Annotated in this window: 19 protein-coding genes; 11 read left to right on the top strand and 8 right to left on the bottom strand. The window is 72.6% G+C overall.

The genetic code is table 11. From position 1 onward, the window contains the following. Positions 1 to 28: 28 nt before the first annotated feature. Entirely contained in the window at positions 29 to 4255 is a 4227-nt protein-coding gene (locus ABZU32_RS04925) for a Pls/PosA family non-ribosomal peptide synthetase (protein ID WP_354917214.1), read from the bottom strand. Between the two features lie 45 nt (positions 4256 to 4300). Further along, positions 4301 to 5683 (bottom strand): diaminobutyrate--2-oxoglutarate transaminase family protein, encoded by a 1383-nt coding sequence (locus ABZU32_RS04920; protein WP_354837957.1) that lies wholly within the window; start codon positions 5681 to 5683, stop codon positions 4301 to 4303. A 454-nt stretch (positions 5684 to 6137) separates the two neighbouring features. Between ABZU32_RS04920 and ABZU32_RS04915 the strand changes: the two genes are divergently transcribed. Further along, positions 6138 to 8549 carry a LuxR C-terminal-related transcriptional regulator gene (locus tag ABZU32_RS04915; protein ID WP_354917211.1) on the top strand — a complete coding sequence of 804 codons (2412 nt, stop codon included), beginning with the start codon at positions 6138 to 6140 and terminating at the stop codon, positions 8547 to 8549. Between the two features lie 269 nt (positions 8550 to 8818). Here ABZU32_RS04915 and ABZU32_RS04910 read toward each other — a convergent pair whose 3' ends face one another. The 3 genes from ABZU32_RS04910 to ABZU32_RS04900 are packed head-to-tail and all read right to left on the bottom strand — an operon-like array spanning position 8819 to position 9664. Next, entirely contained in the window at positions 8819 to 8983 is a 165-nt protein-coding gene (locus tag ABZU32_RS04910) for a hypothetical protein (RefSeq protein WP_354917208.1), read from the bottom strand. Continuing rightward, positions 8976 to 9470, bottom strand: coding sequence for an ATP-binding protein (locus tag ABZU32_RS04905; RefSeq protein WP_354917206.1), 495 nt, complete (start codon positions 9468 to 9470; stop codon positions 8976 to 8978). Before ABZU32_RS04905 ends, ABZU32_RS04910 begins: the two co-directional genes overlap by 8 nt. Further along, complete coding sequence (locus ABZU32_RS04900) at positions 9467 to 9664, bottom strand: DUF5999 family protein (protein ID WP_354837965.1); 198 nt, start codon at positions 9662 to 9664, stop codon at positions 9467 to 9469. The genes ABZU32_RS04905 and ABZU32_RS04900 overlap by 4 nt, the downstream gene beginning before the upstream one ends. Before the next feature lie 318 nt (positions 9665 to 9982). Between ABZU32_RS04900 and ABZU32_RS04895 the strand changes: the two genes are divergently transcribed. Next, on the top strand, positions 9983 to 10861 hold the full coding sequence (locus tag ABZU32_RS04895; RefSeq protein WP_354917203.1) for a chitosanase: 879 nt from the start codon (positions 9983 to 9985) through the stop codon (positions 10859 to 10861). Positions 10862 to 10968: 107 nt separating this feature from the next. Here ABZU32_RS04895 and ABZU32_RS04890 read toward each other — a convergent pair whose 3' ends face one another. Both ABZU32_RS04890 and ABZU32_RS04885 read right to left on the bottom strand, forming a co-directional pair. Then, the gene (locus ABZU32_RS04890; RefSeq protein WP_354837969.1) at positions 10969 to 11337 is read right to left on the bottom strand and encodes a DUF742 domain-containing protein; all 369 of its coding nucleotides are present in this window, start codon (positions 11335 to 11337) and stop codon (positions 10969 to 10971) included. After that, positions 11334 to 13655, bottom strand: a complete 2322-nt coding sequence (locus tag ABZU32_RS04885; RefSeq protein WP_354917200.1) for a nitrate- and nitrite sensing domain-containing protein — start codon at positions 13653 to 13655, stop codon at positions 11334 to 11336. Before ABZU32_RS04885 ends, ABZU32_RS04890 begins: the two co-directional genes overlap by 4 nt. Positions 13656 to 13822: 167 nt before the next feature. Between ABZU32_RS04885 and ABZU32_RS04880 the strand changes: the two genes are divergently transcribed. The 3 genes from ABZU32_RS04880 to ABZU32_RS04870 all read left to right on the top strand — a co-directional run bounded on the left by ABZU32_RS04880 (position 13823) and on the right by ABZU32_RS04870 (position 15815). Continuing rightward, on the top strand, positions 13823 to 14770 hold the full coding sequence (locus ABZU32_RS04880) for an EamA family transporter (protein ID WP_354917198.1): 948 nt from the start codon (positions 13823 to 13825) through the stop codon (positions 14768 to 14770). Then, positions 14767 to 15384 carry a GntR family transcriptional regulator gene (locus tag ABZU32_RS04875; protein ID WP_354917195.1) on the top strand — a complete coding sequence of 206 codons (618 nt, stop codon included), beginning with the start codon at positions 14767 to 14769 and terminating at the stop codon, positions 15382 to 15384. The genes ABZU32_RS04880 and ABZU32_RS04875 overlap by 4 nt, the downstream gene beginning before the upstream one ends. 80 nt (positions 15385 to 15464) lie before the next feature. After that, positions 15465 to 15815, top strand: a complete 351-nt coding sequence (locus tag ABZU32_RS04870) for a hypothetical protein (protein WP_354837977.1) — start codon at positions 15465 to 15467, stop codon at positions 15813 to 15815. Positions 15816 to 15888: 73 nt separating this feature from the next. On the opposite strand, the gene ABZU32_RS04865 is transcribed toward ABZU32_RS04870, so the two are convergent. Further along, the gene (locus ABZU32_RS04865) at positions 15889 to 16665 is read right to left on the bottom strand and encodes a crotonase/enoyl-CoA hydratase family protein (RefSeq protein WP_354917192.1); all 777 of its coding nucleotides are present in this window, start codon (positions 16663 to 16665) and stop codon (positions 15889 to 15891) included. 255 nt (positions 16666 to 16920) lie between these two features. Between ABZU32_RS04865 and ABZU32_RS04860 the strand changes: the two genes are divergently transcribed. From ABZU32_RS04860 to ABZU32_RS04835, 6 genes are all read left to right on the top strand, one after another. After that, positions 16921 to 18387 (top strand): sugar transferase, encoded by a 1467-nt coding sequence (locus tag ABZU32_RS04860; protein ID WP_354917189.1) that lies wholly within the window; start codon positions 16921 to 16923, stop codon positions 18385 to 18387. Continuing rightward, positions 18387 to 19454, top strand: a complete 1068-nt coding sequence (locus ABZU32_RS04855; protein WP_354917186.1) for a glucose-1-phosphate thymidylyltransferase — start codon at positions 18387 to 18389, stop codon at positions 19452 to 19454. Before ABZU32_RS04860 ends, ABZU32_RS04855 begins: the two co-directional genes overlap by 1 nt. Then, entirely contained in the window at positions 19451 to 20419 is a 969-nt protein-coding gene (gene rfbB / locus ABZU32_RS04850; protein WP_354917183.1) for a dTDP-glucose 4,6-dehydratase, read from the top strand. The genes ABZU32_RS04855 and rfbB overlap by 4 nt, the downstream gene beginning before the upstream one ends. Next, the gene (rfbD, locus tag ABZU32_RS04845; protein WP_354917180.1) at positions 20392 to 21288 is read left to right on the top strand and encodes a dTDP-4-dehydrorhamnose reductase; all 897 of its coding nucleotides are present in this window, start codon (positions 20392 to 20394) and stop codon (positions 21286 to 21288) included. Before rfbB ends, rfbD begins: the two co-directional genes overlap by 28 nt. 233 nt (positions 21289 to 21521) lie before the next feature. Then, positions 21522 to 22898, top strand: a complete 1377-nt coding sequence (locus ABZU32_RS04840; RefSeq protein WP_354917177.1) for an MFS transporter — start codon at positions 21522 to 21524, stop codon at positions 22896 to 22898. Continuing rightward, entirely contained in the window at positions 22895 to 23839 is a 945-nt protein-coding gene (locus tag ABZU32_RS04835; protein ID WP_354917174.1) for a glycosyltransferase family 2 protein, read from the top strand. Before ABZU32_RS04840 ends, ABZU32_RS04835 begins: the two co-directional genes overlap by 4 nt. Positions 23840 to 23913 lie beyond the last annotated feature (74 nt).

The following is a 23913-nucleotide window of genomic DNA, read 5'->3' as shown; positions in this document are numbered from 1 at the left end:
ACCGGTCACGCCGCCGGCGGGATCCCGCTCACCGTGGCACGGCCCTGACGGTCGCGGCGGCGCTGAGCTGGGTGGCGGGGTTGCCCCGCCAGTGGGAGCCCGCGCCGACCTCCTCGCCCTTCATCAGGAAGGAGTCGGGGGCGAGCGTGGCGTCCTCGCCCATGCGCACGCCGTAGTGGACCAGGGCGTTGGTGCCGATGCTGCACCGGGCGCCGATGGCGATGCGGTCGGACTTGAAGGTGCCGTCCTCCAGCGAGTGGGCCTGGATGAGGCTCTTCTGGGCCAGCGTGCACTCGTCGCCGACGGCGACCAGCGTCCGCTCCGGGATGTAGCAGCCGTCGTCGAAGATCCTGCGCCCGACGCGCACGCCGACCAGCCGCCAGGCGAGGTTCTTGTACGGGGTGCCGTTGAGCAGGTCCAGGTAGAGCGGGTTGGTGAGCTTCCACATGCGCTCGTGCCACCAGTAGTAGGGCTGGTAGATCGAGCAGAAGCGCGGGCGCAGCGTCCGGAAGCCGGTGGCCAGGCGTTCGACCAGCGCGAAGTAGGCGATGGTGAAGACCACGCCGCCCCCGAGGGCGGCCGCGATCGCCGCCGGGCCCGCCGTCTCGTACAGGCGGGCGGCGGCCATGGCCAGCAGGAGCAGGCCGAGGACGTGCAGCCACCGGGTGAGCAGGTGCAACGCGATGGTCACCGTGTTGTGCCGGTTCTTGGCGGCCAGGCGGCGGCGCAGCTCGTCGCCGGTCTTCAGGTCGTCGAAGCGGCTGTCGCGCTGCACCGAGCGCGGGATCTCGAAGCAGGGCGAGCCGAGCAGGCCGACGTCCTGCCGCGGCGGCCCGTCGATGGGCAGCATGACCTTGGTCGCCAGCAGGCAGTTGTCGCCGGCGCGGCTCTGGGCGGGGTAGGCGATGTCGTTGCCGACGAAGGTGTGCGCGCCGATCACCGCGCGCGACAGCCGGAACGTCCCGGCGGAGAAGTCGGCGTTGACGATCGACAGCCCGTCCGACACCATCGTGCCGCTCCCGATCGTGGCCAGGTACGGCGATTCGTGCTTGTGCTGCAGGCCGAAGTTGGACCCGGTCTGCTCGACCTTGGACAGGTCGTACCCGAGGACGCGCACGTAGGGGACGATCCAGGAGCTGTCGCCGAACAGGTGTGTGAAGACCTGCGCGTTGGTGACCCGCGAGATCACCCGGTGCGCCCAGTAGTGGAAGCCGTAGAGCGGGTAGACCCGGCCTTCCCGCAGGGTCCGGTGCAGCAGGCGGGGCACGGTGGCCAGGAAGGCGAGCGCGGCGATCAGCCCGCCGAAGTAGATCGCCGCTGAGGCGGCCAGCGCGTCCCGGTAGGGGGCCCACGCGGTCAGATCCCTGGGGCGTGCGGTGTCGGCCCACCCGGACAGGACCGGGAACCGGGTGCCCAGCCAGTACAGGCCGCCGATGCCCAGCGGCATCCACACGGCCAGCAGGGTCAGCAGTTGCATGGCGCCGAAGCGGGTCCTGCGCCACCGGCCGGCGTCCGCCGGTTCCAGGGCCAGGTGGTCGGGGGCGCCCGGCTGGGCGGGCGAGCCGTGCCAGCGCTCGCCGTCCGGCACCGACTGCGACGACTGGAGCGAGGAGGAGTGGCCGAGCTGGGCCCGGTCGCCGATGGAGGCGCCGATGTCGACCACCGTCTGCTCGCCGACGAACGCGCCTTCGCCGATGGTGACCGGCCCGATCTCGATCATGCCGGCGCGGGCCCGGTAACAGGTGAAGAAGGAGTCCTTGCGGACCACCGTGCCGCGGCCGATGGTCAGCAGGTCGGTGCAGACGGGGACGTTCCTGGACAGGATGAGCGTGCCGGGGCCGATCCGCGCGCCGAGCGCCCGCAGGTAGAGCACGTACAGCGGGGAGCCGGGGAACATCGCGAGCGGGCTGCTGCGCACCAGCGTCTTCACCGCCCAGAACCGCAGGTAGGCAAGGCTCCAGACCCGGATCGCCCCGGGCTTCCAGCGGCCGGCGAGCGCCCACTTGGCCGCGATCGGCGCCGCGCACAGGGTCAGCAGAACACCCGCGCCGCACACCACCGACCGCGCGTAGATCTCGGCCGCGCCGGTGGCGCCGGCGATCCAGTGGTAGCAGCGGGCCAGCAGCAGCGCGCCGAGACAGGAGTAGCCGAGGAACAGCAGCGCCTGCGCCAGCCCGCACAGCAGGTACGCGGCGGTGCCGGCCCTGGCGGGGGCCCGGGTCGCCGGTACGGCGGGAGCGCCGGAGGCGGCCACGGGCGCGACGCCATCGAGGGTGCCGTCGAAGGTCTCGTCAAGGGCGCCGTCGCGGGCGCCGTCCAGGGCGGCGTCGAGGGCCGCCGCCAGGTCGCGGACGGTGGGGCACAGGTAGACGTCCTTGATCGACACCGGGGGCAGGTCGCCGCGTTCCCGCACCCGGGCGCAGAACCGCGTCATCAGCAGCGAGTTGGCGCCCAGTTCGTCGAAGAAGTGGCTGTCGACCGACACCTGCTCCACACCGACCACGCCGGCCAGCACGTCGGCGAGCGTGCGCTCGGCGGCGGTCGCCGGGTGCACGCGGGGCCGCGCCGTGGACAGGGCGCGGGGGCCGGTGGGGGGCGGCAGGTTCCTGCGGTCGGCCTTGGTGCTCAGCAGCATCGGGATGCCGGGCAGCGGCTCCAGGTAGGCCGGGATCATGTAGCCGGGCAGGCGTCCGCGCAGCTCGCGGTAGACGCGCTCGGGGTCCACCTCGGGCGCGTCGCCGCGCGAGCTGTAGTAGGCGACCAGCTCCACCACCCCCGGCTCCGGCTCGTGGGTGTCCACGACGGCCTGGGCGACGCCGGGCACCTGGAGCAGCACCGACTCGATCTCCGACAGCTCGACCCGGTAGCCGTTGATCTGCACCTGGGTGTCGATGCGGCCGTGGTACTCGATCTCGCCGTCGGCGTTGATCCGCCCGAGGTCCCCGGTCCGGTAGATGCGGCCGGAGGGGTTGTCGGGGATGCCGAGGAAGTCGGGGATGAACGCCCGCTCGGTCAGGTCGTCGCGGTTGACGTACCCGCGGGCCAGCCCGACGCCGGCGATGCCGATCTCGCCCAGCTCACCGGGGGGCAGCGCCCGGGGCCCCGCCGGGTCGAGGACGGCGACCGCGTAGGTCGGCAGCGGGACGCCCAGCGTCACCGGCCGCGCGGGGTCGAGCACCGCCCAGGTGGCGGTGACGGTGGCCTCGGTCGGGCCGTAGACGTTCAGGAACCGGCGGCCGGGACGGTGCCAGCGGCGCACCAGGTCGGCCGGGCACGCCTCTCCCGAGACCAGCAGGAACCGCAGGCCGGGCAGGTCCTCCTCCAGGGTGGCCAGCAGGGTCGGCACGCAGCACAGCGCGGTGACCCGCCGGGCGCGCAGGAAGTCGGCCAGGTCGCGGCCGAGCAGCGTCGCCCCCGGCGGCCGGGGCACGAGCGTCGCCGCCGACAGCAGGGGCACCCAGATCTCCTCCACCGAGAAGTCGAAGGCGATGGTCATGCCCTGGTACACCCGCTCGCCCGGCGCGATGCCGTAGGCGTCGACGGCGACGCGGACGAAGTTGCAGATGGAGGTGTGCTCGACGGCCACGCCCTTCGGCCGGCCCGTGGAGCCGGAGGTGTAGACGATGTAGCAGAGCTCGCCGGCCGGTTGCCCGTGCTCATCGTGCTCACTGTGCTCATCGTGCGCACTGTGCTCACGGCGCTCGCCGCACTCGTCGCGGGTGAGCCGGCGGCCGTCCTCGGCCTCGATCAGCGGCTCGGCCTCGTCCAGGCACAGGATGGGGGCGCCGGCGTGCTCGACCCGGTCGCGCAGGTGCGTCAGGGTCAGGACGGCGCGCACGCCGGCGTCCTGGACGATGTAGGCGATGCGGTCGGCGGGGAAGCCCGGGTCAAGCGGCACGTACGTCGCGCCGATCTTCGAGACGGCGAGCATGCCGGCGTAGGACCACACGGCCTGGTCGAAGACCAGCGCGACGCGGTCGCCGGGGCGCGTGCCCCGTCCCAGCAGGTGGCGGGCGAGCCGGTTGGCCCGCGCGTCCAGCTCCTCGTAGGTGAGCGTGACCTCTCCGGCGTCCACCGCCCGCCGGTCCTGCTCGCCCGCGGTGCGCAGCCGGTCGCACAGGTCCTCGAACAGGTGGTGCAGCCGCTCGCCGTCCCACCGCCTGGACGTGTACGGGCCGCTCGCGCCGACGAGCACGTGCCCGGGCGGCGGCCGGTCGGCGCGCCGGGCGTCCTGGACCTCGGCCTGTCTGGTCATGCTGCCTCCATCAACCTCCCGCGGACCCCCCGTGGTGACCGGCCGTCAGGCCGGCACCGGGCAGCACGCGGCGATGGCCTCGACGAGGATGGAGCACCCGGTCTCGACGACGTCGGCGGTCACGTTCAGGGGAGGCAGGATCCGCACGACGCAGTCGGCGCGCCCGCCGACCTCGATGATCAGCCCCCGGCGCAGCGCGACCTCTTGGACGCGGTGCGCCAGGTCGGTGGCCGGGGCGCCGTCGCGGGGGTCGGCCAGTTCGACGCCCCACATCAGGCCGACGCCGCGCACCTCGCGGACCCACGGGCCGACGGTCAGCGGGGCCAACCGCCGGGCGATCTGCTCGCCCCGCCGCCGGACGTTGCCCAGGACGTCGTCGCGGCGCATGACGCGGACGGCCTCCGCCCCGGCGGCGAACGCGAGCTGGTTGCCGCGGAAGGTGCCGATGTGCGCTCCGGGCGCCCACACGTCCAGCCGCCGGTCGTACAGGATGATCGCGACGGGCAGGCCCATGCCGCTCAGGCCCTTGGAGGCGACGATCACGTCCGGTTCGATGTCGTACCGCTCGAAGGCGAACCAGGTGCCCGTGCGCCCGCAGCCGGTCTGCACCTCGTCCACGATGAGGGGGATGTCCAGCTCGCGGGTCAGCTCGCGCACCCGGCGGACGAACGCCCGGCGGGCGGGGATGACGCCTCCCTCACCCTGGACGATCTCCAGGATGACCGCGGCGGGCAGCGGGACGCCGCCGTTCCCATCGCGCAGCGACCGTTCGAGCTGCCCGGCGCAGTTGGTGTCGCAGGTGCTCGGGACCAGGCCGAGGGGGCAGCGCGCGCAGTAGGAGTAGGGGGAGAAGTGGACGCCGGGCACGCCGTTGGCCACCGGCTGCTTCTGCCGCACCAGGCCGGTGAGCGCCATGGCCGCGTGGCCGCTGCCGTGGAAGCCGCCCTGGAACGCCACGACGTCCCCACGGCCGGTGGCGATCTTGCACAGCTTGACCGCGGCGTCGACGGCGTCGCCGCCGGTGGGCCCGCAGAAGTGGACCTTCATGCGGTCGCGCATCCCGGCGGGGAGCATGGAAAGCTGCGCCTCGGTGAAGGCGTCCTTGGCGGGGGTGGGGAAGTCCAGGCCGTGGGTGAGCCGGGTGAGCTGGGCCGTGGCGGCGCGCACCAGTTCGGGATGGTTGTGCCCGAGGGAGAGCACGCCCGCGCCGGTCAGGAAGTCGATGAAGACGTTTCCGTCCAGGTCGCGCACGAAGCTGCCGGACGCCTCCGCGATGGCGATGGGCAGGCGGCGCGGGTAGGTGCGCGCGTTCGACTCGCGGACGGCCTGCCGGCCGAGCAGTTCGGCGGAACGGGGACCGGGCAGGTCGCACTCCACATAGGGGTGGGGAAGAATATCGGATTTGGCGCTGGGATCGGCCAGACTCATCGGGCTCTCCTCTCAAGGCCGCCGACGTGCTGGTTCCTTTCAACGCGGGCCGACGTGTGCGCTTCTCCTGTTCTGCTGCTTTCCGGCCGGCTTCGCATATGTAGTGGCTTGGTCCGGTATCGACGGTCGAAGAGGCCCTTCGCGAGTCATGGCCTCAGGTACACGGTTACGATTCCACCGGGCCTACCTGCACAAACTCCTCAATCCGCCTCGCATTACGGCAAGTGCCGCATTCGGCGTCCCGTGCGCGGATGCCTCTTTTCCGGCGTTCTCCCGGCCGGGCGGAAAAGAGCGCCGGCCGTCTACGGAATGCGCTCCCCATCAAAGTTTTGCGGGCACCTGACGTTATCCGGGCGATACGGCGGTGCGCGGGCGACCCGCGGAGGGTAGGGGTCGATGATGCCGACTTGCGGAGCAAAGTGCGCTTTCCGGGGTCGGCCTGGTGGGTGAGGAAATGGTATCGAGTTCCGCGAACCGTCGGCCGGCACAAGGGCTGCCCGCCGACGCCACGAGCTTCGTCGGACGCCGGCAGGAGATGGCCGAGGTCAAGACGCTGCTGTCCAGGTCCCGGCTGGTGACCCTCACCGGGTTCGGCGGGGTCGGCAAGACGAGGCTGGCCGCACGGGCCGCCCAGGACGTGCAACGGGCCTTCGCCGACGGTGTCTGGTTCGTCGACCTGTCCGCCGTGGACGATCCTGACCTGCTCGTGCCGACCCTGCTGGAGGTCCTGCAGATCGAGGAGCGGTCCAGCCGTCCTTCGATGGCGGCGCTCGCCGATCACCTGGCCGACAAGAAGGCCCTGCTCATCCTGGACAACTGCGAGCACATGCTGCACGACTGCGCGATGCTCGCCGATGACCTCCTGGCCGTCGCGGACGGGTTGCGGATCATCGTCACGAGCAGGGAGCCGCTGCGCATCCACGGCGAGCGCACCCTCGTCGTGCGCCCTCTCCCCGTCCCCGACGGCGGCGGGGTGAACCTGTCGACGCAGGCGCTCGCCGAGGTGGACGCGGTACGCCTGTTCGTGGAGCGCGCCGACGCGGTGCTGCCCGGCTTCTCGGTCACCGACGACAACCGCGACGCCGTGGAGCAGATCTGCCGGCGCCTGGACGGCATCCCCCTGGCCATCGAGCTGGCGGCGGTACGGCTGCGCGCGCTGTCGGTCCAGCAGCTCCTCGACCGGCTGGAGGACCGGTTCAGGATGCTGACGACCGGGTCACGGACGGCCGCCCCGCGCCAGCGGACGCTGCGCGGCCTGGTCGACTGGAGCTACGGGCTGTGCACCGAGCCCGAGCGGCTCCTGTGGGCCCGCGCGTCGGTGTTCTCCGGCGGTCTGGACCTGGAGGCGGCCGAGGCGGTCTGCTCCGGCGACGGCATCGCCCGCGAGGACGTCGTGGACGTGATCAGCGGCCTGGTGGACAAGTCCGTGCTGGTCCGTGAGGAGCACTCCGTGGGCGTGCGCTACCGGCTGCTGGACACCGTCCGCCAGTACGGCAGGGACAGGCTGGCCGAGTCCGGTGGGCAGGCGGCGCTGCGGCGCAGGCACCGCGAGTTCTACCGTGCGCTGGCGCGGCAGGCGCAGGCGCTGGTCTTCACCAGCGCCCAGCTCCACTGGCAGCGCAGGCTCCGGCTGGAGCACCCCAACCTGAGGGTGGCCCTGCACGCCTGCTTCGACGACGGCGACGCCGAGGACGGCCTGCGCATGGCCACGGACCTGCTCTACCACTGGAAGACCATGTACCTGGTCGGGGAGGGACGCCGCTGGCTGGAGGACGGCCTGGCCAAGGTCACCGCGCCGTGCGAGTCACGGGCCTGGGCGCTGTGCTGCGCGAGCTGGATGGCGATCATGATGGGCCACGACCAGGCGGCGGCCGTGATGGCCGACGAGGCGCGGGAACTGGGGGAGACGCTGGAGCTGCCCTCCTTGATCGCCTACGCCTCCCTGTTCTCGGGCATGGCGGCCGTCTACCGAGGCGAGATCGACGCGGCGGTCGAGCTCTACGAGCGGTCGCTCGCCGGACATCGCGCCGCGGGGGACGAGCGGGGTCAGGTGCTGACCCTGACCAGGCTCTGCCTCACCTACGGGCGCAAGAGGGACGTGGAAAGGGCGGCCGCCGCCGGCGAGGAGGCGATCCGCATCTGCGACGCCCGCGGCGAGGGCTGGCACCGCGCCTATGCCGTCATGGCCCTCGGCGTGCTGGCCTGGCGCGAGGGCGACATGGCGCGCGCCGTCGCCCTGGAGAAGGAGAGCCTCCGGTTCAACGGCACGCTGGACGACCGGCTCGGCGTGGGGATCAACCTGGACGTGCTCGCCTGGGTCTCCGCCGCCGAACACGACTACGAGCGGGCGGCCCGGCTGATCGGCGCGCTGTGGAACATCTGGCAGACGTCCGGCAGGCCGCTGTTGCAGTTCGGCCACCTGCTCGTCTACCACGAGGAGTGTGAGGCGAGCATCCTCCAGGCGCTCGGCGAGCCCGCCTTCCGGTCGGCGCTGGGCCAGGGCGCGCGGCTGTCGTTCGACGAGGCGCTCGCCTACGCCATGGAGGAGAGCACGCCCGCCGTCCCGAGCGCGCGGCCCGCTGACGCCTCCTCGCCGCTGACCCGCAGGGAGATGGAGATCGCCCGGCTGGTCGCCAAGGGGCTGAGCAACAAGGGCATCGCCACGACGCTGGTCATCGCGCAGCGCACGGCCGAGGGGCACATCGAGCACATCCTGAGCAAACTCGGCTTCCACTCACGTGCGCAGATCGCCGTGTGGGTGGCTGAGCAGGATCGGCGCGCGGCGGCGCAGGACAGCCACGGCCTCTCATCGGCCATGGCGTCGCCGGACGGCCGGGCGGCCGGCGGGGCCCGGCGCCGGCACTGACGGCGGACCGCCCGGCGGCCGAACCGCCGGGGGGCGAAACCGCGGGGAGGGAAACCACCCGGGAGCGAAACCGCGGGGAGCGGAACCGCGGGGAGCGAGAGCGCCGGAGGGCGAACCGCCCGGGGCGAGATCGGCCGGGGGCCGGCGAGCCAGGCCTGCCGTCGGGACGCCGGGACGCCGGGGCCGGCGGGTGCGGGCCCCGCCGGCCGCCCCGGCGTCACCGGGGAGGGGGCGGGCCCGGAGGGCGGCCCGGGAGGCTGGTCGCGCCGTCAGTACGGGAGCATTCTGCGCCCGGACGGCGTGCGCAGGTCCTGGACCTCCTCGGCCAGGCGGCGCCGCGCCCGGCGCATCTGGAAGCGGCGCGGCCGGTACGCCTGCCCGTCGGCGGGGATCGCGGCGGGATCGGTCCGGCCGCGGCGCGGATCGTCAGTCATCGTCCCCGTTCCTCCCGGCGCCGGCCGGCGTGCCCGCGGGCTCGCAGGCCAGCTCGAACCAGACGACCTTCCCGGTGGACAGCGGGTGGCTGCCCCAGGATGTGGAAAGCGCTTGCATCAAATACATGCCGCGTCCGCCCTCATCCCCCTCGTGGACCTCCCGGACCTGGGGAAGGGCGGGGTTGGTGTCCTGGACCTCGCAGCGCAGGGTCCCGTCGTCCATGGCGAGCGACATGACCGCACCCCACGAATGGCGCATGGCGTTGGTGACCACCTCGCTGACCAGCAGTTCCACCACGTCGGACTGTGCCGCGAGCCCCCAGTCGGACAGCTTGCCGCGCACCCGCCTGCGGGTCTTCGGCACGGTGGTCGGCTCGGGGACCAGCACCCATGACGCGCGCTTGCCGCTCTCGCGCGCCGGCCAAAGATGGACGGCGGCTCGGGCGTACCTGTGGGAGGACGCCCCGGGCGTGTAGGTCATGGTCATGCGGCACATCCATAGGCGAAGCGGTGGACGGGAGGGACGCTGCGGCCGTCGGGGAGCAGCTCACCCGTGTCGTCGAAGACGACCACACCGTTGCAGAGCAACCCCCACCCCTGTTCCGGGTGGAACGCCACGAGGCAGGCCGCTTCGTGATCGACAGCGTTGGCCGGCGGGCACTGCGGTTCGTGTTGACACATGGCTGGCACCTGAATCCGATGTGATCTCTCGTTGGTGGGCTGTGGTCTTTACCGACATGTCGAGCATCGCCCAACGGGCACATACCTAGTAACGGGACAACTACCCCCATTGATACCCATTCGACGCAAACGGGTACTCATTCTTTACCTTGGCGGGTGTCTGGCCTGACCGGCGGAGACGAACCCGGCCCGGGCGATCTACCTCACCATCGGCCGCCGCGCCCCTCGCGCGGACCTTCTCGCGGAATCCGTTGACACGCCTTCGCGGATAGTGCTTCCATTCGTTAGTAAAGTTTCCTAACGAGTAGAGGAGGCCAGATGCCGATCCCCCCGGCTCTACGGCACTTGCGCGCGCGCGTCCTGGTGGCGCCGGCGCTGGCCGTGGCACTGATCCCGGCCTGCGGCGCGGGCGGGAACGCGGCCGTCGCGGCCACCGCCGACCACGCGGCGACGGCGGCGGGCAAAGCGTGGGTGAAGGCCGCGGCGGTCGACCTCACCGACCCGCACAAGAAGGACATCGCCATGCAACTGGTGTCGAGCGCGGAGAACTCCTCGCTCGACTGGCGCGCCCAGTACGGCTACATCGAGGACATCGACGACGGGCGCGGCTACACCGCCGGCATCATCGGGTTCTGCTCCGGCACCGGGGACATGCTGGAGCTCGTCGAGCTCTACACCCAGCGCAAGCCGGGCAACGTCCTGGCCAAGTACCTGCCCGCGCTGCGCTCGGTCGACGGCACCGACTCCCACAAGGGACTCGACCCGAACTTCACCAAGGACTGGAAGACCGCGGCCAAGGACACCGCCTTCCAGACCGCCCAGAACGACGAGCGTGACCGGGTGTACTTCAACCCGGCGGTCAAGCAGGCGAAGGCGGACGGCCTGCGCGCCCTCGGCCAGTTCATCTACTACGACGCCATCGTCATGCACGGCCCCGGCAACGACTCGGTCAGCTTCGGCGGCATCCGCAAGACCGCTCTGAAGAAGGCCAAGCCGCCGGCGCAGGGCGGCGACGAGAAGACCTACCTCAACGCCTTCCTCGACGCCCGCAAGGCGGCCATGAAGACCGAGGAGGCCCACAGCGACACCAGCAGGGTGGACACCGAGCAGCGGGTCTTCCTCAAGGCGGGCAACCTCGACCTCGACCCCCCGCTGTCCTGGAAGGTCTACGGCGACAGCTACCACATCGCCTCCTAGGCCGCCCCGGCGGACGAACGCGGCGGGCCCCCACCGGACAGACCGGTGGGGGCCCGTGTCGCGTGTGAGGCGGCCTCAGCGGGCCGGCGGGCGCGTGCCGGGGGAGCTCACAGGGCCCGCAGACCCTGGATCACCTCGCGCAGCAGGCGCTCCTCGGGCAGCTGCGACACCGTCGCCGGCGGCCGGACGGAGACGAGCTGGTGGTCGCGCAGGTCGCCGAGCAGGACGCGGGTGACCCCGAGCGACAGGCCGCTCTCGGAGGCCAGGTCCACCACGGACATGGGCTGGGCGCACATGCGCAGGATCAGCAGGTGCTCGGGGCTGAGCCCCGGATGCGGCCGGCCACCCGGCTCGGCCCTGACGATCGCGACCATGTCGAAAGCGGGGCCCGTGGGCCGGGTGCGGCCCCGGGTGACGGTGTAGGGACGGATGAGGGGACCGGCGTCCTGGTCCAGCCAGCGTTCTCCCTCGCTCATGACGCGTTCCCCTCACCCTCGTGCGCCCGCTCCCAGCCCGCCCGGAATGAAGAGAACATGTCGGGAGAGGGCTGCAGCGGTTCGGCGTCGGCGCGGTCTTCCCGCGGGCCGCCCGCCTGCTCCGGCGCCCGGCCGGACGCCGGAGCCGCCTCGCGGAGCTGAGGCGCCAGGCTGGCCTGGCGCACCCGGTGCGGCAGGCCGGTGGCACGGCGGCGTCCCTTGCCGTCGTCGCCGGCGCCGTTCGCCCCGTTGGTCCTGCTGGTCCCGTTCGCCTGGTGGGCGCCGCCCGCCTCGGCGGTGGAGCGGTTCGCCGCGGAGGGCTGGCCGTTGCCGGCGCCCAGCGCCGCGGTGAGGCTCCGGCCGGCGCCGAACCATCCCTCCTGCCCGGTGAGGTCCCGCACCGAGTACGGCTCGGGGGACGGCTCGCTGGGCATCACCAGGTTCTCGGGCACCAGCACGATCGCCGTGGTGCCCCCGTAGGGCGAGGGCCGCAGCGAGACGCGGATCTCGCGCCGGGCCGCGAGCCGGCCGACGACGAACAGGCCGAGCCGGTCGCTGTCGGCCAGGTCGAACTCCGGCGGGTCGGCCAGCCGCTGGTTGATCTGTTCCAGCTCTTCGGGGCTGAGGCCGAGGCCCCGGTCCTCGATCTCGATCGCGAAGCCCCGGGCGACCATCTCGCCGCGGACCTCGACGTGGGTCTGCGGCGGCGAGAACATCGTCGCGTTCTCCACCAGCTCGGCGAGCAGGTGGATGACGTCGGTGGCGGCCGTCCCGGCCAGTGACATGCTCTCCGGCATGGTCACGTGCACGCGCAGGTAGTCCTCGACCTCCTCCACGGCGGCGCGGACGACGTCGTACAGCGGGATCGGGTTGCGCCATCCGCGTCCGGGGACGGCACCGGACAGGATGATCAGGCCCTCGGCGTGCCGCCGCATGCGGGTGGTGAGGTGGTCGATGCCGAACAGCTCGTCGAGCAGTTCCGGCTCGGTGACCTTGCGCTCGATGGCGTCCAGCATGGTCAGCTGGCGGTGCAGCAGCGACTGGTTGCGGCGGGCCAGGTTGAGGAAGACCTTGCCGACGCCCTTGCGGATCTCGGCCTGCCCCACGGCCGCCTCGATGGCGGTGGTCTGCACCGAGGTGAACGCCTCGCCGACGTTGGCGATCTCCTCGGTCGGCCCGGCGGCGATGGGCGGGGTCTCGGCGGCCACGTCGACGTCCTCGCCCTGGCGAAGCCGCTGGACCACCCGGGGCAGGCGCTGGCCGGCCAGCTCGAGCGCGGCGCGCTGCAGCTCGATCAGCTCGCCGGTGATGCGTCGGCCGAACCGGACCGAGACGTACAGCGAGACGCCCACGGCGATGATGCCCAGCAACAGGGTGAGGACGATGCGCCACAGGATCACGCCGGCGAGCGGGACGGCGCGGTCGGCGATCCGCTGCGACACGATCGCGTTCTGCCGGTCGAAGGCCTGCGTCAGCGACAGGATGTTGGGTCCCCAGCTGCCCGAGCCGCCGGGCAGCCTCCTGCCGGGCTGCACGTCCTGGGTGACCTGGTCCTCCACGGAGGCGAACCGGGTGTAGGTCGGGGAGTTCTGCAGTACCAGGTACGGCTGGCGCAGGTCGGGGTCCAGGAGCTGGAAGCCCATGTCGTAGACCATCCTGCGCTTGGTCACCATCGTGGTGAACACCGTGCGCTCGTCGCTGGTCATCGAGCCCGCGCGCACGACGCCGGCGAGCAGGGCGGCCTGCTCGCTCATCAGGTCGCGGCTGCGGTCGATCAGCGTGACGGCCCTGGTCGGCGGGCCGATCTCCAGGTCGCCGGCGAACTTCAGGCTGTCGTAGACGCGGCCGACGGCGTCGGAGATCAGGCGGTAGGCGTCCAGGGTCAGCAGCCGGCTGAAGCTGCGCGAGTCCACCCGCGCCCGGATGTCCGGCAGGCGGTGGGTGGTCTCGATCAGCTCGGTCACCCGCTGGTACATCTGCGGGCTCGACTCCTGCTCGGCGGCGCTGTCCAGGACGGCCTTCTCCAGGGCGGCCCGCGCCTGGTCGGTCCTGACGCGTTGCGCCTCGAGATCGCTGCGGTCGGTGGCGGCGCCCGAGCTGAGGTAGATGACCGACTGGTAGCGCTCTTCCTGGATCTGCGAGGCGACGTTTCCGGTGGGGACGACCAGCGTCTCGTAGATCGTCCTGACCCGGAGAAGATCGAGACCGCTCTGGACGGTGATCATCGCCGAGTACGCCCAGATCCCCAGCAGGGACAGCAACGGCACCAGTACCAGGGTCAGGATCTTAACTTTGATGGACCTTTTACGCCCGCCCATGTGACCTCGCAGGGGAACCGCATCGTTACACGCGGGTTATTGGTGGCGAAACAGTATCAACGTGGGTCAGGGGGAGGTAGGGCCCTTGAGTAACTAAACGGGGGTGTTTCGGAGTAGTAACCATCCCATACTGGTCAACTTCGTCTGGTTGTCAGACAATATTTCCCATGCGCCACCACCCCTCCTCGAACCTCGCCGGAACGGCCGCCGTCGTGGCCGCCGCCGTCCTGTGGGGCACCGCCGGGACGGCGGGCGCCCTCGCGGCCGGCGGCACGGCCGACCCTGTGACACTGGCCGCCGCCCGCCTGGTCATCGGCGGTGCGGTCCTCGCGACGGCGGCCGGGCCGGCCGCCTGGCGCCTGCTGACCGGCGGGCGGCGCCGCGTGCTGCCGCTGACCGCCGCCGCGCTCGCCGTGGCGGCCTACCAGCTCTGCTACTTCGCCGCCGTCGGGCGCACCGGGGTCGCCGTCGGGACCGTGGTGGCGATCGGCAGCGGTCCGGCCTTCACCGGGGTGCTGTCCTGGCTGCAGGACGGCGCGCGCCCCGGCCGGCGCTGGACGGCCGCGACCGCCGCCGCCGTCGCCGGGTGCGCCGCCCTGGTCCTTGGAGGGCGGGCGGTCGGCGTCGATCCGGCCGGCGTCCTGCTCGCCCTCCTGGGCGGCCTGCTCTACGGCTTCTACGCCGTGACCGCCGCCCGGTCCATCACCGCGGGCGCGGCCTCCGGCGCGGTCATGGGCGTGATGTTCGGCGGCGCGGCGGTGGTCATGCTGCCGGTGCTGCTCTGGGGCGGCACGCCCCTGCCGGCCGATCCGCGCGGGCTGCTCACCGCTTTGTACCTCGGCTGCGCCACCACCGCCCTGTCCTATTACCTCTACGGGCGCGGGCTGCGCACCACGCCGGTGGCCAGAGCGGCCACCCTGGCCCTCACCGAACCCGCCGTGGCGGCCCTGCTGGGCGTGGCCGTCCTGCACGAACGGCTCACCGCCGTCTCCTGGGCGGGGCTGGCCCTGCTCGGCGCGGGCCTGGTCGTGGTGGCACTTCCCGCGCGGACCGGCGCCCCGGAGGCGGGGCCGCGGGCCGGCGCCCGCGGCGAGCGGGCACAATCGTCGACGTGAAGCTGCGCCCGGTCTCCACGGTCGACGCCCTCGCCGCCGCCCTGCGCCGGCGCGTGCTCTCCGGTGAGATCCCCCCAGGCACCGCGCTGCCCGAGCAGGAGCTCGGGACGCTCTACGGCGTGGCGCGCCCGACCGTCCGCGAGGCCCTGGCACTGCTCGTCCACGAGGGCCTGCTGCGGCGCGAGCGCAACCGCAGCGCCTACGTCCCGGAGGTGACCAGCACCGACCTGGACGACCTGATGTACGTCCGCCGGCCGCTGGAGGACCTCATGGCGGTCAGGCTGGCCGGCCGGCGGGTACCCCGCGCGGACTCCGCGCTCACCCGGATGGCCGCCCTGGAGCGGGACGCCCCGTGGGCCGACGTCGTGGCCGAGCACATGACGCTGCACGAGGAACTGATCGTCGCCGTGGGCAGCCCCCGGCTGGAGCGCCTCTACGGGGTCCTGGCAGCCGAGACCCGGCTCGGCCTGGTGCGGCTGCGCACCGTCTACCCCGACCGGGCGACGCTGGTCGCCGAGCACCGGCACCTGCTGGACGCCATCGCGCGGGGCCCGGCGGAGGCCGCCCGGGCGGCCGTGGCCGCCCATCTGGACCACACTTGGGGCGATGAATGACGGTCCGCGCGCGCGGTGAAATGGCGCTGATGAGCGGCTTCCCTTGCATGGAGTGCTCGTAAGTCGTCACAATCGCGCCCATGCACGGCAACTCTGTGCCGGATACCTATGTCTACGTCACCGAAGAGGGCGTCACACGTCACTACGCCGATGGCAGCGTGGAAGCCCTCGCGTGGGAGGACGTCGTCGAGGTCCGGGTCGGCGGGGTCACGGAATCCGACATCCTGATCGTCCTGCTCGACCGCGACGGGCAAGGATGCGTGGTGCCGCGCTCGGCGACCGACGCCACCTTCCTGGCGCGGCTGCGCTATCTGCCGGACTTCGACCTCGAGCGGCTGAGCGAGGCGTTCACGGCCGCCACGCCGACCTACGTGGTCGTGTGGCGCAGCCCCGACCCGCCCGCCCCGCTGCCCGATCTCGAATACGACTGAACCGGTACCAAGGGGTGCCGGGTCGTCCGCGTGGCCCCGGCGGACGGCCGCGCGGTGGTGCGGGCCGTCCGGTTCACGGGCCGGCCTCCGGCGGCCGGCTTCCGTGCCGGCCCGCGCCCGACCTGAAGCGGCCGACGTTCTCGGCGACCGCTCCGCGCAGCGAGAGCAGGCCGTGGCGGTACTCGTTGCGCAGGGCCTCCTCCTCGGCCAGCCCCTCCTGCTCCAGGGCGGAGAGCCGGTCCTGCCGCATGCATTCCTGGGGGTGCCCGGCGAGCTGGAGCGCCAGCTCCTCGGCGTGCGCCCGCGCCGTCCCTGGCGGGACCACCCGGTCGGCCAGGCCGATGCGCAGGGCCTCCGCGGCGTCCACCGGGCGTCCGGTGAGGATCATGTCCATCGCCCGGCCCGCCCCGACCAGCCGCGGCAGCCGCACGGTGCCGCCGTCGACCAGGGGAACGCCCCAGCGGCGGCAGTACACCCCGAAGGTCGCATCCTCGGCGGCCACCCGCAGGTCGCACCAGATCGCCAGCTCCAGCCCGCCGGCCACCGCGTACCCCTCGACGGCCGCGACCACCGGCTTGGACAGGCGCATGCGCGTCGGGCCCATCGGGCCGTCCCCGTCCGGCTCGACGCGGTTGCCGCGCTCGGTGCCGATCGCGTGCAGGTCGGCGCCGGAGCAGAAGGTGCCCCCCTCGCCCCACAGCACCGCGACGGCCGCGTCGGAGGCCTCGAAGGCGCGGAAGGCGTCGGCGAGCGCGGCGGCGGCCGGCCCGTCCACCGCGTTGCGGACCTGCGGGCGCGACAGGACGACGGTCGTGACCGGGCCGGACCGCTCCAGGCGAATACCAGACATGTGCCGAATCTAGCGAGGCCGGGGCCGCCTACACGGTTTTGGACCGTTCCGTCAAGCGACCTCGGTCCGGAGTTTGAGGCCGATTGTGGCCATTGCACTGCTATTTCGCGCCGATGTAACGATCTTTAGTATGTGAACGGGTACCCGCGCTCGTGATGTTTGAGCCACGTGTCAACCAAAGGGACGCAATGGCCGTCTGGTATCTGCACGGTCCGGCAGCAGCCACGGTCCGGCGTGAGCAGGGTAGGGGTGGGCATGAGGGTGGGGCTGGAGGAGCGTGACGCCGCGCTCCTTGAAGTAGGCCCGCTGACGGCGTCCAGTATCTGGACGCGCTCCTATATGCGGGCTCTACTGGCGGGCGATCTGGCGTGTGCCTTGATCGCCTGTGAGGCGGTCATGGGATTCAGGCTCTGGGTGGGCGCCTTCATCCCGTGGTCGGAGTTGTTGTTCGGTTTCGGCCTCGCGCTGGTGGCCTGGCCCGGCGCCATGGTGCTGGCCGGGGTGTACCGCGAGAAGAGTCACGGCGAGGGCAGCGAGGAGTTCCGCGCGGTCTTCGAGGGCGGGGTGGGGCTCACGGCGGCCGTGGCGATCGCCGCGTACGCCACCCAGACGATGATCGCCCGTAGCTATGTCATGGCGATGCTGCCGCTGGCGACGGCGCTCACGCTGGTGTTCCGCTACCGCATGCGCAAGCGGCTGCACCGCCGGCGCGCCGAAGGCGAGTACCTCCGGCGCGTCGTCGCCGTCGGGCACAGGACGGCCGTGCTCGACCTGGTCATGCAGTTCCGGCGCCAGCCGTACCACGGCATGCGCGTCGTCGCGGCGTGCCTGCCGCCGGGGCAGTACCCCGGCAACGGGCTCGACGTCGACGGCGTCCCGGTCTATGGCGACTTCGCCGACGTCGCCATCGTGGCCGACAAGGTGTCCGCGGACGCGGTCGCCGTGCTGGCCTGCCCCGAGCTGGACGGCGCCGCGCTGCGCCGGCTGGCCTGGAGCATCGAGAGCAAGGGCACCGAGCTGTTCGTCGCCCCCGCCCTCATGGACGTCGCCGGCCCGCGCACGAGCATCCGGCCGGTCGCCGGCATGCCCCTGCTGCACGTCGAGCACCCCGAGTTCGACGGGACGCGCCAGATCGTCAAGAGCCTGTTCGACCGGCTGCTGGCGACGGCGGCGCTGACCGTCCTGGCGCTGCCCATGCTGGTGATCGCGCTTCTCGTGCGCACGACCAGCCCGGGGCCCGCCCTGTTCAGGCAGACCCGGGTGGGTCGTGCCGGGCGGGAGTTCCAGGTCTTCAAGTTCCGCACCATGGTGCGGGACGCCGAGAAGCTCAAGCTGGAGCTCCTGGATGACAACGAGTTTGACGGCGTGTTGTTCAAGATGCGGAACGATCCAAGGATCACCCGCGTCGGCGGCTTCCTGCGCCGGTACTCGCTGGACGAGCTGCCGCAACTGCTGAACGTCCTGCGCGGCGAGATGTCGCTCGTCGGCCCGCGCCCGCCGCTTCCCGACGAGGTCGCCCAGTACGGCACCGACGTGCGCCGGCGCCTGGTCGTCAAGCCGGGCATGACGGGCCTGTGGCAGGTCAGCGGCCGGTCCGACCTGTCCTGGGAGGAGTCGGTCCGCCTCGACCTGCGCTACGTCGAGAACTGGTCGCTCATCCTGGACCTGCAGATCCTGTGGAAGACCTGGTCGGCCGTCACCCGCGGCGGAGGGGCGTACTAGTGAAGGCGCTCGTGCTCGCCGGCGGGTCAGGCACCCGCCTCCGGCCGATCACCCACACCTCGGCCAAGCAGCTCGTGCCGGTGGCCAACAAGCCCGTGCTGTTCTACGGGCTGGAAGCCATCGCCGCGGCGGGCATCCGCGAGGTCGGCATGGTGGTCGGCGACACCCACAAGGAGATCGAGGCCGCCGTCGGCGACGGGTCGGCCTTCGGCCTGGAGGTCACCTACCTGCGCCAGCAGGCCCCCCTCGGCCTCGCCCACGCGGTGCTCATCGCCCGCGATTACCTGGGCGAGGAGGACTTCGTCATGTACCTCGGCGACAACTTCATCGTCGGCGGCATCGAGCCCCTGGTGCGGCGGTTCGCCGGAGAGCGGCCCGACGCCCAGATCATGCTGACCCGCGTGCCCGACCCCCGGCAGTTCGGCGTCGCCCAGCTCGACGCCGACGGCCGGGTGGTCGGCCTGGAGGAGAAGCCCGACGACCCCAAGAGCGACCTGGCCCTGGTCGGCGTCTATCTGTTCAGTCCCGCGGTGCACGAGGCCGTCGCGGCGCTCAAGCCGTCCTGGCGCGGCGAGCTGGAGATCACCGAGGCGATCCAGTGGCTCATCGACGCCGGCCGCCCGGTCGCCTCCACCGTGATCTCCGGCTACTGGAAGGACACCGGCAACGTCGCCGACATGCTGGAGGTCAACCGGCTCGTGCTGGAGGAGCTGGACCGGCGGCTGGACGGCGAGGTCGACGACGACAGCGAGCTCATCGGGCGGGTCGTGGTCGAGGCGGGAGCGCGGGTCACCCGTTCCCGCGTCGTCGGACCGGTGATCATCGGGGCCGGCGCGGTCGTGCGCGACTCCTACGTCGGGCCGTTCACCTCCGTGGCGGAGAACTGCCGGCTCGTGGACAGCGAAATCGAGTACTCGATCGTGCTGAGGCGCGCGTCCATTCAGGGGGTGCGCCGCATCGAGGCGTCCCTGATCGGGCACGACGTCGAGGTCACGCCCGCTCCCAACACGCCCAGAGCCCATCGGCTGGTGCTCGGAGATCACAGCAAGGTGCAGATCAGCTCATGAGGGTTCTGGTAACCGGCGGGGCCGGTTTCATCGGGTCGCACTATGTCCGCACGCTGCTCGGCGGCGGCTACCCCGCGTTCGCGGGAGCGCAGGTCACCGTGCTCGACCTGCTCACCTACGCGGGCAACCTCGCCAACCTCGCCCCCGTCGAGGGAGGCTACGCCTTCGTGCGCGGCGACGTCTGCGACGCCGGGTTGCTCGCCGAGGTCGTCCCCGGTCACGACGTGGTGGTCAACTTCGCCGCCGAGTCGCACGTCGACCGGTCCATCGAGGGGCCGGGCGCGTTCGTGCGCACCAACGTCCTCGGCACCCAGACGCTGCTCCAGGCGTGCCTCGACGCCGGGGTGCCCAAGGTCGTCCAGGTGTCCACCGACGAGGTGTACGGCTCGATCGACGAGGGCTCCTGGGCGGAGGACGCCCCGCTGGCGCCGCGCTCGCCGTACTCCGCGGCCAAGGCCGGCGGCGACCTGATGGCCCGCGCCTACGCCGTCACCCACGGGCTGCCGGTGTCGATCACGCGCTGCGGCAACAACTACGGGCCCTACCAGTTCCCCGAGAAGGTCGTCCCGCTCTTCGTCACAAACCTGCTCGAAGGCCGCAAGGTCCCGCTCTACGGGGACGGCGGCAACGTGCGCGACTGGGTGCACGTGGACGACCACTGCCGCGGCATCCAGCTCGTCGCCGAGCGGGGGGAGCCGGGCCAGGTCTACCACATCGCGGGCACGGCGGAGCTGAGCAACCTCGAGCTCACCCGGCGCATCCTCGCCGAGCTGGACGCCGACTGGAGCTCGGTCGAGCCCGTCCCCGACCGCAAGGGCCACGACCGCCGCTACTCCCTGGACGACGCCAGGCTGCGCGGCATGGGGTACGCCCCGCGCACCGGCTTCGACGAGGGCATCGCCGCCACGGTCGGCTGGTACGCCGACAACCCGTCCTGGTGGAAGCCACTGAAGGGCGCTCGGTGAAGCGGCTGCTGGTCACCGGCGCCAAGGGCATGCTCGGCGGCGCCGTGGTGGCCGAGGCCGAACGCGCCTCCGAGGCGCCCGACGTGCTGGCCTGCGGACGCGACCTCCTCGACCTGCGCTACCCCGACGGCGTGCGGCAACTGCTGCGCGAGGAGCGCCCGGACGTCGTGGTCAACTGCGCCGGCTGGACCGCCGTGGACGACGCCGAGACGCACGAGATCGACGCGCTCGTCGTCAACGGCAGCGGCGTGCGCGCCCTCGCCCTCGGCTGCGAAGAGATCGGCGCCCGGCTGCTGCACATCTCCACCGACTACGTCTTCGACGGGACGGCCCGCACGCCCTACCCGGAGGACGCGCCGACCCGGCCGATCAACGCCTACGGGCGGGGCAAGCTGGCCGGCGAGGCCGTCGTCCTCGGCCTGCTGCCGCGGGCGGGTTACGTCGTGCGCACCGGATGGCTGTACGGCGCGGGCGGGCGCAACTTCGTCCAGACGATGATCGCCCTGGAGCGGTCGCGGGACACCGTCAACGTGGTCGACGACCAGCGCGGGCAGCCGACGTGGACCGGCGACCTGGCCGCGCGCCTGCTGTCTCTGGCCCGCTCCGACGCCCCGCCCGGCGTCTACCACGGCACCAGCGGCGGCCAGACGACCTGGTTCGAGCTGGCCCGCGAGGTCTTCACCCTGCTCGGAGCCGACCCGTCCCGGGTGCGGCCCGTCTCCAGCGCGGCCTTCCCCTCGCCGACCGCCCGTCCCGCCTACAGCGTGCTGGGCCACGACCGCTGGGCCGTCGCCGGCATGCGGCCCCTGCGCCACTGGCGCGAGGCGCTGCACGACGCCTGGCCCTCGCTGGTCGGAGGCCCGGTCTGATGTACCTGTCGGAGACCCGCCGGTCGGACGCCTCCAAGGCCGCCGCGGGCGCGCCCACCCGCGCGGGTGGCGCTGACGGCGCCTCTACCCGTGCGGACGGCACGGACGGCACGGACGGCGCTGGCGGCGCGGACGGCACCGCTGCCCGTGCGGACGGCGCGAGAGCTTCCGGTGCGGGCGCCGGTGGGGCCGGGGCCGCAGGGACGGGCGCGGGCGGTCCGCGGGCGGTCGGCATGCTCGCCGGGAACGTGGTCGCGCTGGGCACGGTCAGCCTGTTCACCGACATCTCCTCGGAGATGGTCACCGCCGTCCTGCCGCTCTACCTCATCTACCAGCTCGCGCTCAGCCCGATGCAGTTCGGCCTGCTGGACGGCGTCTACACCGGCGCGACGGCCGTGCTGCGGCTGGCCGGCGGGCACGTCGCCGACCGTTTCCGCCGCCGCAAGCTCGTCGCGGGCGCGGGATACGCGCTGTCGGCGGTGTGCAAGCTCGGCTACCTGTTGGCCGGGCGGTCCGTGCCGCTGATCGGCCTGGTCATCGGGCTGGACCGCGCGGGCAAGGGCCTGCGCACGGCGCCCAGGGACGCGATGATCTCGCTGAGCGTCCCGCCCGAGGCGCAGGGCCGCGCCTTCGGCCTGCACCGCGCCATGGACACCGCCGGCGCGCTCATCGGCCCGCTCGCCGCCTTCGGGGTGGTGGCCGCCGTCGGCGCCACCTCCGGCTACGACGCGGTCTTCGTGGTCAGCGGCTGCGTCGCCGCGATCGGCGTGCTGGTCCTGGCCCTTTTCGTCCGCGAGCCGGGCGCATTCGTCCGCGAGCCGGGCGCCGCGGGGATGTCCGGCCCCGCGACGCCCGGCTCCGCGGCATCTCCGGGGACGGTCACCGAGCCGCACGTGGACGTTCCGACCGGCGCGGTGGCCGCGACGGGATCGGAGACGGCGCGGCCGGACGCCCCCCAGGCGGACCAGGCGCTCCCGAAGGGGCAGGCTGTCCCGGCGGAGCAGGCGGCGCGCGGGCGGCGGCGGGGAGTGTCGTTGCGCGGGGCCGCCGAGCTGGTGCGCGAGCGGCCGTTCCGCCGGGTGCTGGTGGCCATGACGCCCCTGTCACTCGCGACGATCAGCGACTCCTTCCTCTACCTGCTGCTCCAGCGCAGGCTGGACATCGACGCCGGATGGCTGCCGCTGCTGCCGGTCGGGGTCGCCGCCGCGTACCTGCTGGCGGCGGTGCCGTTTGGGCGGCTCGCCGACCGCGCCGGCCGCTCCACGGTCGTGATCGGCGGCTATGTGGCCCTGCTGGCCTGCTACGTGCTCCTGCTGCTCCCGCCCGGCCCGGCCGTCCTGGTCGCGGTGCTGGTGCTGCGCGGGCTGTCGTACGCGGCGACCGACGGCGTGGTCAGCGCGCTGGCCGGGCCGCTGCTGCCGGAGGAGCGGCGGGCCACCGGCCTGGCCGTCGTCCAGACCGCCCAGGCGCTCGGCGCGATGGCCGCCTCGTGGGCCTTCGGCCTGTTGTGGACCGCCCAGGGACCGCGGGCCGCGGTCGTGGCGATGGCGGCGGGCCTCGGCCTGGCCCTGGCCGTCGCCGTCCCGATGCTCAGGAAGGCGCGCGGATGAACCTGTCTGTGATCATCGTGACCTATCGCAGCGCCGGCTACGTCGCCCGCTGCCTCGCGGCCGTGGAGCGCGCGATCAAGGCGCTCGACGCCGAGGTCATCGTCGTGGACAACAACTCTCCCGACGACACCGTGGAGGTCGCCAGGGCCGCCGCTCCGTGGGCGACCATCCTGGACCGCAAGGAGAACGGCGGCTTCGCCGAGGGCTGCGTCGCCGGGGCGCGGGCCGCGCGCGGCGCCCACGTCGTCTTCGTCAACCCCGACGCCGAGGTCCAGCCGGACACCTTCACCGCCCTGCTCGACTGCGCGGCCCGCAACCCCAGGGCCGGCATCGTCGGCGGGCGCTGCGTCACCGAGACCGGCGAGAACGACCCGCGCTCGTGGTGGGGCCGCCCGACGCCCTGGTCGGTGTTCTGCTTCGCCACCGGCCTCTCCACCGTCTTCCCGGGCCGTGCCCTGTTCGACCCGGAGTCGCCGACGGTGTGGAGCGGCGAGCGGCACGTGCCCATCGTCACCGGCGCGATGATGCTGGTCGACCGGCGGGTGTGGGACGAGGTGGGCGGGTTCGACACCCGCATCTTCATGTACGGCGAGGACGCCGACCTGTGCCTGCGGGCCAGGGGCGCCGGATACCGGCCCATGGTCACCGACCGGGCCGTGTTCGTGCACCCGGGCGGCATGTCGTCCTCCAGCCTCGGCAAGCTGGTGTTGCTGTTCACCGGCAAGGCCACCGTGGTCCGCCGGCACTTCCCGCGCGGGCTGCGCCGGGCGGGGGTGTCCATGCTGCTGTTCGGGGTCTGGCTGCGGGCGGCGCTGAGCCGCGGGGTGGCCCCGCCGGACATGCGGCGGCAGGGACGTCCCACCGCGCAGCGCGGCGACTGGGCCGAGTTGTGGACGGTCCGGAACCGGTGGCGCGGCGGCTGGGATTCCGCTAAATCGTGAAATGTCATTATCAATGGGAATTTGTCGTGCCCGTTGGGTTTCGCTGGGCCGTTAATCAATTCCCTTCGTTAATT

The sequence above is a fragment of the Sphaerisporangium sp. NPDC005288 genome (assembly GCF_040607475.1).
In the GTDB taxonomy this organism is placed as follows: Bacteria; Actinomycetota; Actinomycetes; order Streptosporangiales; family Streptosporangiaceae; genus Sphaerisporangium; species Sphaerisporangium rhizosphaerae.
The sequence above is the reverse complement of the archived record's forward strand: the minus strand, read 5'-3'. Positions and strand labels throughout refer to the sequence as shown.